Origin of the sequence: Bifidobacterium mellis, assembly GCF_000967265.1 — a bacterium.
In the GTDB taxonomy this organism is placed as follows: Bacteria; Actinomycetota; Actinomycetes; order Actinomycetales; family Bifidobacteriaceae; genus Bombiscardovia; species Bombiscardovia mellis.
The window spans coordinates 550,608-567,949 of the sequence record NZ_KQ033885.1; the positions used below are offsets into that span (position 1 = coordinate 550,608).

At 64.8% G+C, this 17,342-nt stretch carries 14 protein-coding genes; 9 read left to right on the plus strand and 5 right to left on the minus strand.

What is annotated here, in order from left to right:
• Positions 1-14 precede the first annotated feature (14 nt).
• The 3 genes from hisH to glnA are packed head-to-tail and all read left to right on the plus strand — an operon-like array spanning position 15 to position 2,905.
• Positions 15-788: an imidazole glycerol phosphate synthase subunit HisH gene (hisH, locus tag JF70_RS02535; protein ID WP_045935174.1), complete on the plus strand. Its 774-nt coding sequence runs from the start codon at positions 15-17 to the stop codon at positions 786-788.
• A gap of 1 nt (position 789) precedes the next feature.
• On the plus strand, positions 790-1,521 hold the full coding sequence (gene priA / locus JF70_RS02540; RefSeq protein ID WP_045935175.1) for a bifunctional 1-(5-phosphoribosyl)-5-((5-phosphoribosylamino)methylideneamino)imidazole-4-carboxamide isomerase/phosphoribosylanthranilate isomerase PriA: 732 nt from the start codon (positions 790-792) through the stop codon (positions 1,519-1,521).
• Between the two features lie 46 nt (positions 1,522-1,567).
• A complete protein-coding gene (glnA, locus tag JF70_RS02545) occupies positions 1,568-2,905 on the plus strand; it encodes a type I glutamate--ammonia ligase (RefSeq protein ID WP_045935176.1) in 1,338 nt (445 codons plus the stop codon).
• 9 nt (positions 2,906-2,914) lie between these two features.
• On the opposite strand, the gene JF70_RS02550 is transcribed toward glnA, so the two are convergent.
• From JF70_RS02550 to JF70_RS02560, 3 genes are read right to left on the minus strand one after another with little or no spacing between them, the layout of a single operon-like run.
• Positions 2,915-3,802 (minus strand): hemagglutinin, encoded by an 888-nt coding sequence (locus tag JF70_RS02550; protein ID WP_156149568.1) that lies wholly within the window; start codon positions 3,800-3,802, stop codon positions 2,915-2,917.
• Positions 3,799-7,890 (minus strand): ATP-dependent RNA helicase HrpA, encoded by a 4,092-nt coding sequence (gene hrpA, locus JF70_RS02555; protein WP_045935177.1) that lies wholly within the window; start codon positions 7,888-7,890, stop codon positions 3,799-3,801. The genes JF70_RS02550 and hrpA overlap by 4 nt, the downstream gene beginning before the upstream one ends.
• Entirely contained in the window at positions 7,887-8,549 is a 663-nt protein-coding gene (locus tag JF70_RS02560; protein ID WP_045936048.1) for a class I SAM-dependent methyltransferase, read from the minus strand. The genes hrpA and JF70_RS02560 overlap by 4 nt, the downstream gene beginning before the upstream one ends.
• A 222-nt stretch (positions 8,550-8,771) precedes the next feature.
• Here JF70_RS02560 and hflX point away from each other — a divergent pair, with 222 nt between their 5' ends.
• The 3 genes from hflX to JF70_RS02575 all read left to right on the plus strand — a co-directional run bounded on the left by hflX (position 8,772) and on the right by JF70_RS02575 (position 12,301).
• The gene (gene hflX / locus JF70_RS02565) at positions 8,772-10,238 is read left to right on the plus strand and encodes a GTPase HflX (RefSeq protein WP_231578913.1); all 1,467 of its coding nucleotides are present in this window, start codon (positions 8,772-8,774) and stop codon (positions 10,236-10,238) included.
• Between the two features lie 99 nt (positions 10,239-10,337).
• Positions 10,338-11,300 carry an L-lactate dehydrogenase gene (locus JF70_RS02570; RefSeq protein ID WP_024627229.1) on the plus strand — a complete coding sequence of 321 codons (963 nt, stop codon included), beginning with the start codon at positions 10,338-10,340 and terminating at the stop codon, positions 11,298-11,300.
• A gap of 71 nt (positions 11,301-11,371) precedes the next feature.
• A complete protein-coding gene (locus JF70_RS02575) occupies positions 11,372-12,301 on the plus strand; it encodes a cation diffusion facilitator family transporter (RefSeq protein ID WP_045935179.1) in 930 nt (309 codons plus the stop codon).
• 3 nt (positions 12,302-12,304) lie between these two features.
• Here the strand turns inward: JF70_RS02575 and lexA are convergent, their stop codons facing one another.
• On the minus strand, positions 12,305-12,979 hold the full coding sequence (lexA, locus tag JF70_RS02580) for a transcriptional repressor LexA (RefSeq protein WP_045936049.1): 675 nt from the start codon (positions 12,977-12,979) through the stop codon (positions 12,305-12,307).
• A 295-nt stretch (positions 12,980-13,274) separates the two neighbouring features.
• Between lexA and JF70_RS02585 the strand changes: the two genes are divergently transcribed.
• The gene (locus JF70_RS02585; RefSeq protein WP_082069353.1) at positions 13,275-13,673 is read left to right on the plus strand and encodes a LysM peptidoglycan-binding domain-containing protein; all 399 of its coding nucleotides are present in this window, start codon (positions 13,275-13,277) and stop codon (positions 13,671-13,673) included.
• A 157-nt stretch (positions 13,674-13,830) separates the two neighbouring features.
• Entirely contained in the window at positions 13,831-14,313 is a 483-nt protein-coding gene (gene nrdR / locus JF70_RS02590) for a transcriptional regulator NrdR (protein ID WP_045935180.1), read from the plus strand.
• 27 nt (positions 14,314-14,340) lie between these two features.
• Here the strand turns inward: nrdR and JF70_RS02595 are convergent, their stop codons facing one another.
• Positions 14,341-16,575 (minus strand): HelD family protein, encoded by a 2,235-nt coding sequence (locus JF70_RS02595; protein WP_045935181.1) that lies wholly within the window; start codon positions 16,573-16,575, stop codon positions 14,341-14,343.
• A gap of 277 nt (positions 16,576-16,852) precedes the next feature.
• On the opposite strand from JF70_RS02595, the gene mraZ reads away from it, so the two are divergent.
• A complete protein-coding gene (gene mraZ, locus JF70_RS02600) occupies positions 16,853-17,335 on the plus strand; it encodes a division/cell wall cluster transcriptional repressor MraZ (protein WP_045935182.1) in 483 nt (160 codons plus the stop codon).
• Positions 17,336-17,342: the final 7 nt, after the last annotated feature.

Here is a 17,342-nt window from a genome sequence, read left to right on the forward strand (position 1 = left end):
TGGCTAGGAGGAACATGACCCGGATACAGGTGCTTGACTATGGGTTCGGCAATGTCAGATCCATGGTGCATGCCCTCTCCCAGCTGGGGGTCGATGCGCAGATCAGCGCCGACCCGGACCTGGCCATGAAGGCCGACGGCCTGGTCATTCCAGGTGTGGGAGCCTATGGGGCCTGCATGGCGGGGTTGCGCGCCGTGGGCGGCGACCGCATCATCCTGGATCGTCTGGCCCAGGGACTGCCGGTTCTGGGGGTCTGCATAGGCCTCCAGGTCATGTTCCAGTTCGGGGACGAGGACGGCCGCAGCGAGCCTGGTCTGGACCTGATCCCCGGTCGTGTGACCAAGCTGGATGCCGATGTGGTGCCCCATATGGGCTGGGACCATGTCCAGGCGCCTCAGGGAACACGACTCCTGGCAGGGGTCCAGGACCAGCGTTTCTACTTCGTCCACTCCTATGCCGCCATGGCTGCGCAGGGGGATGACCGGGTCAGCGGGACGCAGCCCAATCTGTGCCTGCGGGTATCAGCATTCAAAGAACATGGTGACAGCCGGCCAGGGTCATTCCGGCCAGGGTCGGACAAAACCTCACAGGGCGCCTCTTTCGGTGAACCGCTGGTTACCTGGGCCACCTATGGACGCAGCAGGTTCGTGGCCGCCTATGAATGCGGTCCCTTGAGCGCCACCCAGTTCCATCCTGAAAAGTCCGGACAGGCCGGGGCACGGTTGCTGACCAATTGGGTGAGGGCCCTTCCCGGGGCTTCCGGACTCCCTTGCGAGAAAGGTGAATGAGATGCTGACGCTCCTACCCGCTGTCGACGTCCGTGACGGAAAGGCGGTCCGTCTGAAGCAGGGGATCTCCGGTTCCGAAAAGGTCTACGGGGAGCCTGCCGATGCAGCCAAGGCCTGGGTGGACCAGGGTGCCGGGTGGCTCCACCTGGTCGACCTGGATGCGGCCTTCGGCACGGGCGACAACCGAGACAAGCTGGCCGCCCTGGTCAACCAGCTGGGCGATCGCGTCAAGGTGGAGCTCAGTGGCGGCATCCGCGACGACGCCAGTCTGGAGGCAGCCCTGGATGCCGGCGCCACCCGGGTCAACATCGGCACGGCGGCCCTGGAGAACCCGGAGTGGACCAGCCAGGTCCTGGATCGATACGGCGAGCGGGTCTGCGTGGGTCTGGACGTGCGCGGACACACCCTGGCCGCCCGGGGCTGGACCAGACAGGGCGGGGACCTTTTCGAGGCCATGGAGCGACTGGACCGTGACGGGTGCAGCCGGTACGTGGTCACCGATGTGACACGCGACGGGATGATGACCGGTCCCAACCTGGATCTGCTGGGACAGGTGGCTGACCGGACTCCGGCCAAGGTGACCGCCTCGGGAGGTATATCCAGCCTCGATGACCTGAGCCGGATCCTGGATCTGGCCGATCGGGGCGTGGACAGCGCCATCCTGGGCAAGTCCCTCTATGAGGGGGCCTTCACCCTGGAGCAGGCGCTGGACCTGGTCTCGGGGCATTGTTAACGCTATAAGCAAATCTGTGAAATATAGGAATGGGAGCATAGGCTCTATGGATAAGCAAGAGGAGTTCGCGCTGCGCACTGTCGAGGAGCGCGATGTCCGGTTCATTCGTCTCTGGTTCACCGACGTCTTGGGCACCCTGAAGTCGGTGGCCATAGCGCCCACCGAGTTGGAGGTCGCCTTCGAGGAGGGACTGGGCTTTGACGGCTCGGCCATCGAGGGTATGACCAGGGTCTCCGAGGATGACATGATCGTCAAGCCCGACCCGTCCACCTTCCAGATACTTCCCTGGAGGGGCGGACCCCAGGGTACGGCGCGGATCTTCTGCGACGTGCTCACACCGGACGGCGAGCCCAGCAGCGGTGACCCCAGGCATGTGCTCAAGCGTGCCCTGGCCAAGGCCAAGGAGAAGGGCTTCATCTTCTACACCCATCCGGAGATCGAATTCTACCTGTTCGAGAATCAGGATGACTGGTCCCAGGTTCCGACCCCCATCGACGAGGGCGGCTACTTCGACCATGTGCCCCGCAGCCCGGGGATGGACTTCCGCCGGGCCTGCGTCAACATGCTGGAGCAGATGGGCATCTCGGTGGAGTACTCCCACCATGAGGCCGGACCGGGGCAGAACGAGATCGACCTGCGCTATGCCGACGCCCTGACCACCTCCGACAACATCATGACCTTCCGGACCGTGGTCAAGGAGATTTCCCTGGAGCGGGGGATCTACGCCAGCTTCATGCCCAAGCCCTTCACCGACAAGCCGGGGTCGGGCATGCACACCCATCTGAGCCTGTTCGAGGGGGACACCAATGCCTTCTACGAGGTGGGCCAGGAGTTCAACATGTCCCAGACGGCCCGGCAGTTCGCCGCCGGCATTCTGGCCCATGCGGCCGAGATCTGCGCGGTGACCGACCAGTACGTCAACTCCTACAAGCGGCTCTGGGGGGGAGCCGAGGCACCCAGCTACGTCTGCTGGGGGCACAACAACCGGTCCGCCCTCCTGCGCATACCCCAGTACAAACCCGGCAAGGGCAACTCGGCCAGGATGGAGTTCCGCGGCCTGGATCCGGGGGCCAACCCCTACCTGGCCTACTCGGTGCTGCTGGCTGCGGGCCTTGACGGGATCGAGCAGAAGATGACCCTGGGCGAGCCCACCAGCGACGACGTCTGGGAGCTGACCGACGCCGAGCGGCAGGCCATGGGCATCGAGCCCCTGCCTGACAGCCTGGACGCGGCCCTCAAGGTCATGGAGAAGTCGGACTTCGTGGCCCAGGTGCTGGGCGAGCAGACCTTCGAGTACTTCCTGCGCAACAAGCACCGGGAGTGGGCCGGATACAGCCGGCAGGTCACCCCCTACGAGCTGGCCTACTACCTGCCCAGGCTTTGAATCCGGGGCTCACTGGTCCGATCGGCCGAACCAGCTGTTGTAGATGATGACGAAGTTGCGATTGCCATAGCTTGAGCAGCGGTTGCCCTCGCCGTCGCCTGCCCGCAGCGCTGCCTCGTTGGGCTGGTAGGGCGTATAGATGTAGAGCAGGGCAGTGGCATCGTTCTCGATGTAGACCTTGCCGCTGCCACAGGAGGCATCGGGGCTGAAGCGCACATCGTTCAGGGCCTTGGTCTGGTAGCCGTATTGGTCCCGGTGGGCCTGGTAGTAGCGGAACCGGTGGGCGGCACCGTAGACCTGGTTGAAGAATCCGGCGTAGCGAGCGTCGCAGTCTGCATCGTCAGGACAGGAGAGGCCCATGGCCGACTGGAGCTGGACCTGGGTGGGGGGCTGGTCGGTGGCCACCAGGTGCTGCTCCTTTTGCAGCATGGTCAGGAGGACCTTCTGACTGATTCCGCAGGAGCGGGCTGACCCGTCGATGATCTGAGCCGCGCTCTGCCCCTTGCCGCCCTTGTAGGCATCACATAGGCCGTCGCCAGGGCGGTCGGGGACATCCATCTGTAGACTGCGCAGGCAGGTGGAGCCGTTGCAGGATCCCCCCTTCTGGTCCAGGAAGGCCTGGACATCGTCGGCGTTCATGTCCACCGTGTCATGGAAGCGGTGATCGGTGATGATCCTGCCTGGATTGAAGACGTACTCCTGGGAGAGCTGCTCCTGGTGGCGGATGACGCGGCCGACCATCAGCCGGTAGGAGACGAAGCGGACGGCAAGGATGCACAGGGCGACCACCAGGACTATGGCCATCAGGGCTGCCCCCAGGGTCTGCGCGCGGCGGAGGGTCATCCGTCCGCGTTCGTTGCCGCCCCTGCGTGCTCGTCCCGATGGCCTTGTGCTCATGGTTTTCCTTCCAGCGCCTTCCTGATCCTTTGCAGGCTGACGGGGATGGCCGTCCCCAGCTCCTGGGCCCAGATGGAGACAAAGTACTCCTCCATCATCCAACGTCCCCTTTGCGCACGGTCCATGGCCTGGTCTCGTCCGGGACCGGCGGGCAGAGCCTGGGCCGCCTTGGCCGCCTGGTCCACCAGATCCTGGGCGGTCTGCGCCTGCCATGCCCATCGTACGTCACGATCCTTGTCCCTGCGGGCCTTGTCCAGGCGCATCAGGTCCGCCTTCAGGTATGTCCGCAGGCGGGGGAGGGCATAGGGCGGATCGGCGCCGATGAAGCCCTTGGCCACCAGATTGGCAGAATGCTGGCGTATCCACTGCAGGACCGAGAGCAGGGGAAGATCGGCCGGGCCGGACACGGCCTTGTCCACCTGGGCCGAGGTCTCCAGAATGGCGGTCACATCCCTGGCCACCTGATAGACGGTGTCCTCGTAGACCTGGCTGACGCCGGCCACAGCCTCCTGCAGGGTCCGGTCGTCGGTGACGGCTTCGGTGTGGGGGATCAGGCGCTTGACAGCGGCCATCTGCAGGTCCTCGGCAAGCGCGGAGGTGTCCGCATAGGGGGCCGAGGCCAGCATCAGGGCCTCCCGGCTCAGCCAGCGTGAGGAGATCCGCTGGGCAGGCAGGTGGAGCTTGTCCAGGGCGGCCTGCCAGATCAGTTCCTCGCGCGGTTTGGTGGTGGCGCCGGACTGGTGGAGCAGGTCGGCGCTCTTGACCACCTGACCCTGTCGGGCGGCCTTGCTGGCCTGGGAGTCCACCCGGGACCGGGCCGACTGCCGGGCCTGTCCGGCCAGGTCGCGCTGCAGGTCGGTCAGGGACTTGGACCGGCCCAGGACCTTGGGGTGGCCCTGGCCCTTGCGGCCGTGGCCCTGGCGCCGATCCTCCTCCACCTGGAAGGTGGGGCGCAGGTAGTCGGGTAGCCGTTCCAACCTGGCCTGGGTGAAGACCTCCGGGTGCAGCTGGGCGCCGACCGTATCGATGGCTGCGGCGGTGAAGGCCTGCTCGAAGTCCGGCCAGCCTCCGGCGGGGATGGCTCCTGCACTGTTTTCGTCTTCGTCTGCATGCTGCTGGTCCGCCGACCCGTAGGTGGCCTGCTCTGCCGGCGCCGGATCGGCGCCGGGCAACAGGGGATAGTGGCCGTCTATCCAGGCGCGGATGGTCCGGGCGGCGTCAGGAGCGGGGACGAACTGGACCCGCAGGGCCTTGGGCAGGGACTTGATGGTGGCTGTGATCAGATCGTCCAGAAGACCGGGCACGGTCCAGCTGAACTGTCCGGGCATCAGCTGGTTCAGGCAGTGCAGGGGGATGTGGACAGTGATGCCGTCGTCCGGCTCTCCCGGCTGGTAGCGGTAGGTCAGGGGCAGATCCATGGGCCGGCCGTCGATGCCCAGGGTGTGCCAGTGGTCGGGGTAGTCCCCGGGTCGGTAGGAGGCGGACTGGTCGTTCAGGCGCTCCACCTTGTCGGGGTCGAAGTCCAGCAGGTGGGGGTCCGCATCGTGGTGCTTCCGCCACCAGGCGCCCAGTGCAGCCAGGGAGGTGGCCTCCTGGGGAATGCGCTCCTGGTAGAAATCGTAGAGGTCCTCCTCGGTGACGGTGCCGGTCACCTGACGGGTCCGGCTGGTCCGCTCTCCGGCCTCTCTGAGCACCTGCCTGTTGGCCTGAATGAAGCCGTCATGGGGGAAGCGCTCGCGTACGTCACCCTCGACCAGGCCCTGGCGTATCAGCATGTCCCGGGCCTGGCCGGGGTTGATGCGGGCCCACTGGACCGTCCTGTCGCGCACGATGGGCAGGCCGTAGAGCAGAACCTTTGAGGTCGCCACCGCGGCACCACGGGAGGCCGACCAATGGGGCTCGGCGTAGGTGGTCCTGGTCAGCGACTTGGCCAGGGGCTCGGCCCAGGCGGGGTCGATGGCTGCACAGCAGCGCGCCCAGAGCCGGGAGGTCTCCACCAGCTCGGCGGCCATGATCCAGGGCGGATTGGCCTTGGCCAGTGCAGAGCCGGGGAAGATGGCGAAATGCGTGCCGCGCGCCCCCTGATAGTCGTTCTTGGCCTGCCGGCGAGCCCGCTTCATGGCCTTGGCCCGGGCGGCACCATGCAGGCCGGCGAAATCGGAGGCCTTGGGTTCGTGGACCACCTGCATGCCCATGCTGGAGAGCAGCCCGGCCAGCATGGACCGGTGGATGCCTTGGTCGTCCCAGGAGCAGACCAGGGCGTGTGCCGCCTGCTGCCCAATCGGCAGGGCCAGCAGGGCCTGATCCGGTCCCTTGACGGGGACGGGGGAGCCTACCTTCATGTGCAGTCCCCGGCACATCTGGGCAAGCTGCCGGTAGAGGTCATGCCACTGCCGCATGCGCAGGAAGGCCATGTACTCCTGCTTGCAGGCCTTGCGCAGGGCCCCGTTGGAGGGTTCCTTGTCCTGCGGGAAGAAGCGGTTCCAGATGTTCAGGGCCGTCAGGAAGTCGCTGGATGGGTCCTCGTAGCGGGCATGGATCCGATCGGCCTCCTCGCGCTTCTCCTCAGGTCGCTCGCGGGGGTCCTGCAGGGAGAGGAAGGCCACGACCACCAGAACGGCGGCCAGGGTGTCCGGGGTGGCATCCTGGCCGGCCTGCAGGATCATTCTGCCCAGACGGATGTCGATGGGGATCCTGGCCAGCCGTCGTCCCAGATTGGTCAGCCGGATGAGGCCCTGCTGGCGGGAGATGGCCTGAAGCTCGGTCAGTTCCCGCAGACCGTCGCTGACTGCTCGGGTGTCGGGCGGGTCGATGAAGCCGAAGTCGGTGACGTCCTCGGCCGTATGGGCCACGCCCACCGAGAGCATATGCAGGATGACCGAACCCAGGGAGGTGCGCAGGATCTCCGGGTCGGTGAACTTGGGACGGGTGTCATAGTCGTCCTTGGCATACAGGCGGATGGCGATGCCGTCGGCCACACGTCCGCAGCGGCCCGCCCGCTGATCGGCCGAGGCCTGGGAGATGGGCTCGATGGGCAGGCGCTGGACCTTGGCCGACTTGGAATAGCGGCTGATCCTGGCCAATCCCGGGTCCACCACGTATCGGATGCCCGGTACCGTCAGGGAGGTTTCCGCCACGTTGGTGGCGATCACGATACGCTGATGGCCGTGGTGTTCGAATACCCGGTGCTGCTCCTTGGCCGACAGGCGGGCGAAGAGGGGGATGATCTCCAGGGCGTCCGGGCGGCGCATGTCGGAGGTTCGCGGGCCGAAGTGGCGTCGCAGGGCGGTTTCGTACTCACGGATGTCGCGCTCGCCGGCTGCGAAGACCAGGATGTCCCTGGGGCCGTCCTCATGGGTGGAGTGGATGACCAGCTCGGCGCAGGCCCGGGCCACCGCCTTGGGGATGTCCGGTTCCTCCCTGTCCTGGCCTTCCCCATCGGAGTCGAACCCGGGTACATGCCGCATCAGGGCAGGTGCCGATCCGGCGGGCTCGTAGAGGGTTTGGACCGGATAGGTCCGGCCGGAGACCTCCAGCACGGGCACCTGGGTGTGCAGGGCCTTGGCGAAGTGGTCCCGGAACTTGACCGAATCGATGGTGGCCGAGGTGATGATCAGCTTCAGATCGGGCCGTTTGGGCAGCAGGGCGGTCAGGTAGCCCAGCAGAAAGTCGATGTTCAGGCTGCGCTCGTGGGCCTCGTCGATGATGATGGTGTCGTAGGCCCGTAGCTGGGGATCGCCCTGGATCTGCGCCAGGAGGATGCCGTCGGTGACCACTCGCAGGCGGGTGCTCCTGCTGGACTTGTCGGTGAAGCGCACCTGGTAGCCGATCTGGTCACCCAGCCTGGTGCCTGTCTCCGAGGCGATGCGCTCAGCCACGGTTCTGGCGGCGATCCTCCTGGGCTGGGTGTGCACGATCTGGTGGCCGTGGTCGCCACGACCCATCTGAAGGAGGATCTTGGGAATCTGGGTGGTCTTGCCCGAGCCGGTCTGACCGGAGACGATGACCACCTGGGAGGACTGCACGGCGTGGACGATGTCCTCCTTGACCGCACTGATGGGCAGCTCGGCGGGATACTCGAACCTCATGCCCGGCCCACCTCGATGATCCGGTAGCCCTTGGACGAGGCATATTTCTCCGCCGTCCAGCCGGAGCCCAGGGCCTGAGCCAGCCAGGGAATCAGGGAGTCGGCGCCCAGGTTGCGCTGGACCACCAGGTAGGCCCGGCCTTGGGGTTTCAGTCTGGGCAGGTAGGTCATCAGCAGGTCGTGCAGGGCCGTCTTGCCCACCCGGATGGGCGGATTGGACCATATCAGGTCGAAGCACAGATGGTCCGGCACCTGCTCCGGGGTCAGCGTGTGCACCCTGTCAAGGCCCTGGGACCGGGCGTTGCGGGCGGTCAGATCCAGGGCCCGCAGGTTGGTGTCCACAGCATAGACGCTGGCCTTTGGCGACTGGATGGCCATGCTCAGGGCGATGGGCCCCCAGCCGCAGCCCAGGTCCAGAAAATCGCCCTCGACCGGGGGCTGGGGGACGCGTTTGAGCAAAACCGAGGTGCCCAGGTCAAGCCTGCCCGACGAGAAGACCCCGTGGGAGACCTCCACCTGGCAGGTGCGGCCGGCCAGCTCCACCCGGATGGTCCGCCGCTGGTCGGGGGAGGCCGGACGGGCCACGAAGTACTGTTCGCCTCCGTCCGTCCCGGTCCTGGAGGATTGCCCCCGGCTGCTGCCATGGTCCCTGTGCGTCATGTCCATCCCGTCCGTCTTTGAAGTCTGCCCGTCCCTCGGGCGCTCGCTGATGTCTGCTAAGAAGATGATAATAAAGACTGTGTCATGATTCCGCCTATACCGGATTCGTTCCCCAGTCCATAGATCAATGCAGAGGTGCCTTTGACCCAAGAAAAACCGACCCAAGAGCATGGTTCAGCGGTTGTCGATGCCCATCAGGACCCGCTCGCCCACAAGTCCGAGGTGCTGACAGGCAGTAGGGAGCAGGTCGGGCAGGACCAGGATCAGGAGTGGGAGGAGCGCAGCCGACGCAATGCCTTCCGCCATGTCGAGGGGCTGGGGGAGCTCCAGGACGTGACCGAGGTGGAGTACCGCAAGGTCCGTCTGGAGCGTGTGGTCCTGGTCGGGGTCTGGTCGGGTTCGCGGACCACGGTCGGCCAGGCCGAGGAGTCCCTGCGTGAGCTGGCAGCCCTGGCACGGACCGCCGGGGCCGAGGTGCTCGACGGACTGCTCCAGCAGCGGGTCAAGCCCGATCCTGCCACCTACCTGGGTTCGGGCAAGGCTCGGGAGCTGGCGGATATCGTGGCCCGGCTGGGTGCCGACACCATCATCACCGACGACGACCTTCATCCCTCCCAGCGACGGGCTCTGGAGGATGTCACCAAGATCAAGGTGGTCGACAGGACGGCCCTGATCCTGGACATCTTCGCCCAGCATGCCACCAGCCGCGAGGGCAAGGCCCAGGTGGAGCTGGCCCAGCTGGAGTACATGCTGCCCAGGCTGCGCGGCTGGGGCGGATCACTCTCCCGCCAGGCTGGTGGTCAGGCTGCCGGGCAGGCCGGCGGCATAGGCTCCCGCGGTCCGGGCGAGACCAAGATCGAGACCGACCGGCGGGTCATCAGGCGGCGGATTTCCCGGCTGAAGCGCCAGATTGCCCAGATGGCCCCCTCGCGTCAGGTCAAGCGTGGGTCCCGGCGGCGCTACCAGTTGCCGGCCGTGGCCGTGGTGGGGTACACCAACGCCGGCAAATCCTCGCTGACCAACCGGCTGACCGGGTCCCAGGAACTGGTGGAGAACGCCCTCTTCGCCACCCTGGATACGGCCGTCAGGCGCACCAAGGCGGCAGATGGCCGACTCTACGTCTATGTGGACACGGTCGGATTCGTCCGCCGCCTGCCCACCCAGCTGGTCGAGGCCTTCAAATCCACCCTGGAGGAAGTGGGGCAGTCCGACCTGATCCTGCACGTCGTGGACGGTTCCCATCCCGATCCATTCGGCCAGATCAGGGCTGTGGACGCTGTGCTGGCGGACATCCCCGGCGCCGAGTCCATTCCCCGCCTGCTGGTCTTCAACAAGGTGGATCTGATCGATCAGGACGCCAGGCAGCGGCTTGCCAACCTCGAACCCGAGGCCTTTCTGGTCTCGGCCAGGCAGGGTCAGGGTCTGGAACCCCTGCGCAGGCGGGTGGAGGAGCTGCTGCCCGCCCCCGCCGTGCATGTCCAGGCCATCCTGCCCTACACCAGCGGCTCCCTGCTGGAACAGGTGCGGCAGCTGGGAAGGGTTGATTCATTGGAATACCGGGCCGACGGTGTTGCGCTGAGCGCTGATGTGGACGACCGGCTGGCGGCCGCCGTGCTTGACCAGGCCATTGACCAGAAGCCCTTGCAGGCTTCAGGGGGTGACACGCCATCGGCGGGGCGGAACTCTTAAGGGCAGATGCGCACCAGGTCACCTATGCTGGGTAGACTACGTATGTTGTGTCAGCGGCAAACCCGTTTCCCGGGTTCCGATAAGAGAGGTCCATAGAATATGGCGGAATCATCAATCAAGCCAACCAAGCTAGCGATCGTGGGAGCCGGAGCCGTGGGGTCGACCCTGGCCTTTTCGGCGGCCCAGCGCGGTGTGGCTCGAGAGATCGTTCTTGAGGATATCAACGCCCAGCGTGTTGAGGCCGAGGTCCGCGACATGCAGCACGGATCCAGCTTCTACCCCACGGTCACCATCGACGGCTCGGACGATCCGCAGATCTGCGCCGACGCCGACATGGTGGTCATCACGGCCGGAGCCAGGCAGAAGCCGGGACAGACTCGGCTTGACCTGGCCGGCGCCACCATCAACATGATGAAGTCCATCATTCCTCAGATGGTCGAGGTGGCCCCCAATGCCATCTTCCTGCTGATTACCAACCCCGTCGACATCGTCACCAGGGTCTCCTTGGAGCTGTCCGGGCTGCCTGTCAACCAGATGTTCGGTTCGGGCACCAACCTGGACTCCGCCCGCCTGCGCTACCTGATCGGCCAGCAGACCGGGGTCAACGTCAAGAATGTCCATGCCTACATCGCCGGCGAGCACGGCGACTCCGAGGTCCCGCTCTGGAGCTCGGCCACCATCGGAGGGGTGCCCATGTGCGACTGGATGGAGCTGCCCGGCCATGAGCCTCTGGATGCGGCCAAGCGTGAGGAGATCCACCAGGAGGTGAAGAACGCCGCCTACCAGATTATCGAGGGCAAGGGTGCGACCAACTTCGCCATCGCCATGTCCGGCGTGGACATCATCGAGTCCATCCTGAACGGCACCGACCGGATTCTGCCGGTCAGTTCCCTCTTGGAGGACTTCCACGGGATCTCTGACGTGTGCATGTCGGTTCCCAGCGTGCTCAACCGTGACGGGGTGAACACCCACATCAATACCCCGCTGAGCGATGGCGAGCTGGCCGCCCTGAAGCGTTCCGCCGAGACCCTGAAGGAGACGGCAAGCAAGTTCGGCTTCTGAGTATTTCCCGGAAAACCCTTGCCTTGTGACCCCTGGTGGCATACTTTGGTGACTGATGAATCGGGGTATGCATGAGCGCTCATGAAGGTGGTGTCCAGGGCGGCGGATCCGCCCATCGTAGACAGTTGCTGATGACCCTGGCGCTGACGGGCTCGGTCTTCGTGGCCGAAGTCGTGGGCGCCTTGGTCACCCGCAGCCTGGCCTTGCTGGTCGACGCCGGGCACATGATGACCGACATGGCCGTGCTGATCGCCTCCACAGTCACTGCTGTGTTGATGGAGCGCCGTCCCACAGACCGGCGGACCTGGGGATGGTCCCGTCTGGAGGTCATCACGGCGGCTGGCGGTGCTCTCGTTCTGCTGGCTGTGGGCATCTATGCCATTGTGGAGGCCGTCTTGAGGCTCTGGTCGCCCGGGCGGGACCAGGTTCATCAGCAGGGGTTGCTGCTCTTCTTCGGCATTTTGGGTCTGGCTGCCAATGTGGGGTCCATCCTGGTCCTGGCCTCCGGGCATAAGGACAACCTGAATATGCGTGCCGCTTTTCTCGAAGTGGTCAACGATGCACTGGGCTCGGTGGCCGTCCTGGTATCTGCCGTGGTCATGATGCTCACCGGCTGGGCCGGATTCGATGCCGTGGCGGGAGCCCTGATTGCTCTGCTGATGATTCCCCGCGCGATCAAACTGCTGGCCAGCAGTGTCTCCGTGCTTCTTGAGGAGACCCCGGCGGACCTCGACATGGCCAAGGTCAGGAAGCACCTGGAGGGCGTGCCTGGCGTGCTGGAGGTTCATGACCTGCATGCCAACAGCGTCTCCACTGGTCTGCCGCAGCTGACGGCACATGTGGTGGTGCGTCAGGGAACGACGGCCGTTGAAAACGAACGAATTCTGACCAGCATGCAGCGCTGCTTGCGCGATCATTTTCCGGTCTCGGTCGAACATACGACCTTCCAGATAGAACCGCAGGGTCACCGGGACAGCAGCGGCGAACATTTGGACATGTAGCCTTCAGACCTTGCGCAGGACTGTGACCACCTTGCCCATGATGACGGCGTGGGTGCCGTCAATGGGGGAGTATGCGGGGTTGTGGGGGATCAACCAAACGTGGTCCTCCTCGCGACGGAAGGTCTTTACCGTGGCCCCATCGTCCAGCAGTGCCGCGACGATGTCCCCGTTCTCAGCCTCCTGCTGGCGGCGGACGACCACAAAATCCCCGTCGCATATGGCGGCGTCGACCATGGAATCCCCATGGACCTCAAGCATGAAGAGCTCGCCGGATCCGGTCAGGCGCTCGGGCAGGCGCATGACATCATCTACATGCTGCTCGGCCAGAATGGGCTGACCTGCGGCGATCCTGCCGACCAGGGGCACGTCACGCGACTGCATGATGGCCTCGTCGGCCTGTGTGTCGGGGAAGGGCATGATCCTGGCGGTTCCCGCAGTCGGCTCAGGCTGGTCCTGGACCAGCTCTATGGCGCGTCCTTTGTTGGCAGTCAGACGGATGTAGCCCAGATCCTGCAGGACCTGAAGCTGGTGCTTGACGGAAGAAGTGCTGCGTAGTCCCGCGTCCTTGCCGATCTCCCTGTAGGAGGGCAGGAATCCGCGTTCCGACAGGTGCCGCTTAATGGCTTCCAACACCCTGGCCTGGCGATCGGTCAGCTTGGGCCGGGATCCCTGATTCAGGCTCTTGGTGCTGGCTGAGGTTCCAGCGGTTTCCCGGGAGGTTGCGCTGTTGGCAGCAGTGGACTGGTTGAGGGAGCTCGTGGCCGTGGACCCTGTAAAGGGGATGGTACTCACGATGGGCTCCTTTCCTTGGAAACTGAACTCAGTCTAACCTGCCCCAAGTGAAAAATCAAACAAATGTTCGAATCTGCCTTGCCAAACGACGATTGAGATGCCAGAATAAGAACATCTGTTCGATAGAACAAATGTTCGAAAGAGGTGTACCGTGGCTGTTCGTGCCTGTGCCAGTTCCCGCATGTCTACGTCGTCGAACCTGCCCTCGGCCTGCCTGGCGCACGTCAGTTCCTTGTTCTCGTCCGTCATGCAGCGTCTTCGCAGAGTTGCCAAAGCCTGTGTGTCCGAGCAGGGTTTTGCGGGTGTCATCCTGCGTGGATTCGCGGTTTTTCTGGCTGTCGGCGCGCTGACACTGGCTGGGTTCGGATGGATGGCTCGACCTGCCAGCTCCGCTCCAGGACCGCAGGAGGTCATCACCAGGACGGTTCGTCCGGGCGATAATGTCTGGTCCTATGCGGCCTCGATCACCCCACAAGGCGAGGATGTCACAAAAAACGTGGACCGGATCATGCAGATCAACAACATGTCCTCGCCCAACCTGCGCGTTGGTGACCGAATCCTGATTCCCAGCGACGATTGAGGCAGGGACTTTCGATCCGGGGGTTCAACGACGGGGCTTCAATGACTTGTCGTCTGGATGAAGGTACTAGCTGAATTCAAGGAGTTTGTCCAGGGTTATACGCTGATAGGCCCGGTATACGTGGGTCTTGAGGTTCTTTGGCGCTATGATAATGCATATGCACTGTCCTTTCTGCCAGAATCCCGATACCAAGGTTGTGGATACGCGAATCAGCGACGACGGCCATGCCATAAGACGCCGCCGTGAGTGTCCGAACTGTTCGCGTCGGTTCACCACGGTGGAGACCTCGATTCTCCTGGTCATGAAGCGCTCAGGCAATGCCGAGCCCTTCAACCGCGACAAGGTCATCTCTGGCGTGAGGAAGGCCTGCCAGGGCAGGCCCATCGATGAGAATGACCTGAAGCTCCTGGGCCAGCAGGTCGAAGAGGATCTGCGTTCGCGCGGCCTGGCTCAGGTGGATTCGGAAGAGGTCGGCAGGGCCATCCTGAAGCCCCTCAGGGAGCTGGACGAGGTGGCCTATCTGCGCTTTGCATCGGTCTACCGCAACTTCAGCAACCTGGAGGACTTCCAGCAGGCCATCGACACCCTGCGTGCCGAAGACCAGTCAGTTGAGGAGCAGTCTGCGACTGCGCAGTCCTGAAATTAGACGCTTGGGCGACTAGACACGTCATCCCAGGTCCAGCAGTCTCTGATCCACGGATGTCTGGGCGATGACCAGCTCCTGGGTCGGTCGCGTCATGGCCACATAAAGGTCGGCCGCCGCGCTCAGCCTGGAGGGGGCTTCGTCCTGGATGGCTCCAGGCTCGACCAGAACCACGGCGTCGAATTCCAGACCCTTGGTGTGATCGGTGGTCGTGATTGTGATCTGGTGCTCCTGAGCCTTATCAATATGCAGCCGTGAGCTGACCCCGGCTTCCAGGGCGCTGGGAACGATGATCGCCAGGCGTCCGGTACCGTCATTGCCCAGATGTCGCTCCGCCAGTTCGTCAACCAGGTCAGGCAGCCGGTCCAGCAGGCTGGACTGATCGTCGGCCCGCAGGTGGCTGACCGATCCTTCAACCTCGCGCACGGCCTTGAGCGTGGAAACCTCAAGACCCTCGGAGGCTGCGAAGGAGGAGGCCAGGTTGGATACCTGGCGAGGGTTGCGGTAGTCGATGGTCAGCTGCCTCAGATCCCATCCGTCCGGGCCGAAAAGCCTGTCCATGGTGGAGGCCCAGGACCGGGTGCCACCGAGGGCCGCCGTCTGGGCCACGTCCCCGACGATGGTGAAGGAACGGGAAGGGCAGCGCCGGACCAGCATCCTCCAGTCCATGGCCGTCAGCTCCTGGGCCTCGTCGACCACGATGTGCCCGTAGACCCATTCCCGGTCGGCGGCCGCCTGGGTGGCTGCCTGGTTCTCGTCCTCGCCATTGATGGAATCCAGCAGCATCTGCGAGGTCACGATGCCTGTGCCGATGCCGTTCTGGGCCAAGGTGTCGCTGGCAAACCGGCGTTCCTCATCGCGGCGGGCCTTTTCGGCCTGATCACGATCAGCCTGGCGTGGGTCGGGGCCCAGCAGCTCCATGGCCTCGTCCAGGATGGGGATGTCGGATACGGTCAGTTCGGCGCCGTCCTGGCGGGTCAGCAGGTCAATCTGTTCCGGGGTCAGCCAGGGGGCGAACCGGTGCAGACGGTCCGGCCTGGACCAGAGGTCGTTGACCAGCCAGCGGGGGTTCATGGGAAGCCAGGCCAGGTTGAGGGTCCGCCGCACCTGGTCGTTCAGCCGCAGCAGGGAGGTGACCCGGGCAAGTTCCTCGGCTCCGGGCTCGTAGTCCACTCCCTCGGCATAACGGGCGGTCATGGCGTTCAGGGCCGAGCGTACGAAGGTGTTTCTGGCCTTGTTATGGGGCTGGTGGCTGCGTCGGGCATCGACCAGGGCCTGTTCCAGATCGACCGCCAGCATGGGTACGGCAACCCCATCCACCTTGACCGTGGGCAGGGAGGCAGGGACCCGTTCCCGGGAGGCGATGGCATTGGCTACGGCTTCGGCCATGCGGATGTCCCCCTTGAGACGGGCCACGTGCGGGTCCTCCTGGCGTTCGGTGCTGATGCCGGGGATGAGGTCGCCCATGGTTCGGCTGAGCACCCCGGTCTCGCCCAGTGAGGGCAGGACCTGGTCGATGTAGTGCAGGAAGGCGTTGCTGGGCCCGACGATCAGCACGCCTGAACTCTCCAGTCTGCGCCGGTGGGTGTAGAGCAGATAGGCCGCCCGGTGCAGGGCCACAGCGGTCTTGCCGGTGCCAGGACCGCCTTGGACCACCAGCGGGCGGGTCATGGGGGAGCGGATGATCCGGTCCTGTTCGGCCTGGATGGTGGCCACGATGTCGGTCATCCGCCCGGTGCGGCGGCTGGACAGGGAGGCCATGAGAGCGCCCTCGCCGGCAAGCGTGCCGCCTTGGGCCGCCTTGTCCACCTCGGGGGCCGACAGGTCCAGAACCTCATCCTCGATGCCGGTGACCTGGCGGAAGTTGAGGGTGATGTGCCGACGCATGACGATGTCGCCGTGGTCCGCCGGGGTGGCCTCGTAGAAGGGGCGTGCGGCCTCGGCACGCCAGTCGGTCAGGATGGGCTCGTGGTTGCTGTCCAGCAGGCCCAGTCGCCCGATATATCGTCGGCCGCCCTGGGCCGTATCCAGTCGGCCGAAGACCAGACGGTCCTCCACGGCCCGCAGCTGGGTGAGCCGGTCCTCATACATGTTGGCGAATGAATCCCGCTCGGTGCGCTGGGTGGGCGATCCGTGGGAGCCGGCGGCCCGGACCGCGTCCAGTCTGGTCCTGGCCTGCGTCCGCAGCTCGTCCAGACGGCCGTAGGCCCTGTCCACCGCCGTCTGCTCTTCATGCAGCTGTGAGGAATAGCTCGACATGTGCGTCCGTTCTGTCCAATGTTCAAAAATCGGATGATCCAATATACCGCTCGACCTCTACTTTTTCGGCCCGGCAGACCCTTGGCCGCGCCCTCTTTGCCGGGTGGCGAAACGCCGGGGCGGACCCTTTGGCGAGTCGGATGGTTGGGTTTGGGCCTGAAGTGGTGTCAAGGTGGTGAGCAATGGGGATAAGTGGGGTAAAGTGGGGAGCACTGCGTAGGGGACGCTACCCGATGGGGTCGTCCCATGGTTACCGAACTGGCATTGGAGGTGGGGCATGGCCGATACATACGACGCAGATGCCGCCTCGCCTTCCCTGCCGCCCATGCTTCTGGGCACCTACACCCCCAAAATGGATTCCAAGGGCCGCCTGGCGCTGCCCGCCAAGTTCCGCGCCCAGCTGGGTCAGGGCCTGGTCATGGCCCGCGGCCAGGAGCGTTGCGTCAGCCTGCTGCCCACAGACGAATTCCGGCGGATGGCTGTGCGCATCCAACACACCTCCATGGGCGACAAGTCGGCCAGGGACTACCTGCGCGTATTCCTGTCCGGTGCCGTCGACCAGGTCCCCGACAAGCAGGGCCGCATCCTGGTTCCGCCCATGCTGCGCTCCTATGCACGGCTGACCGGCCCCGTCGTGGTCATCGGCGTGGGCACCCGCGCTGAGATCTGGGATCAGGATTCCTGGACCGCTTACTTGGAGAGCAAGGAGCAGGGTTACGCCGATATTGCCGACGATGTTCTTCCGGCGGTGGATTGCTGATGGAGGC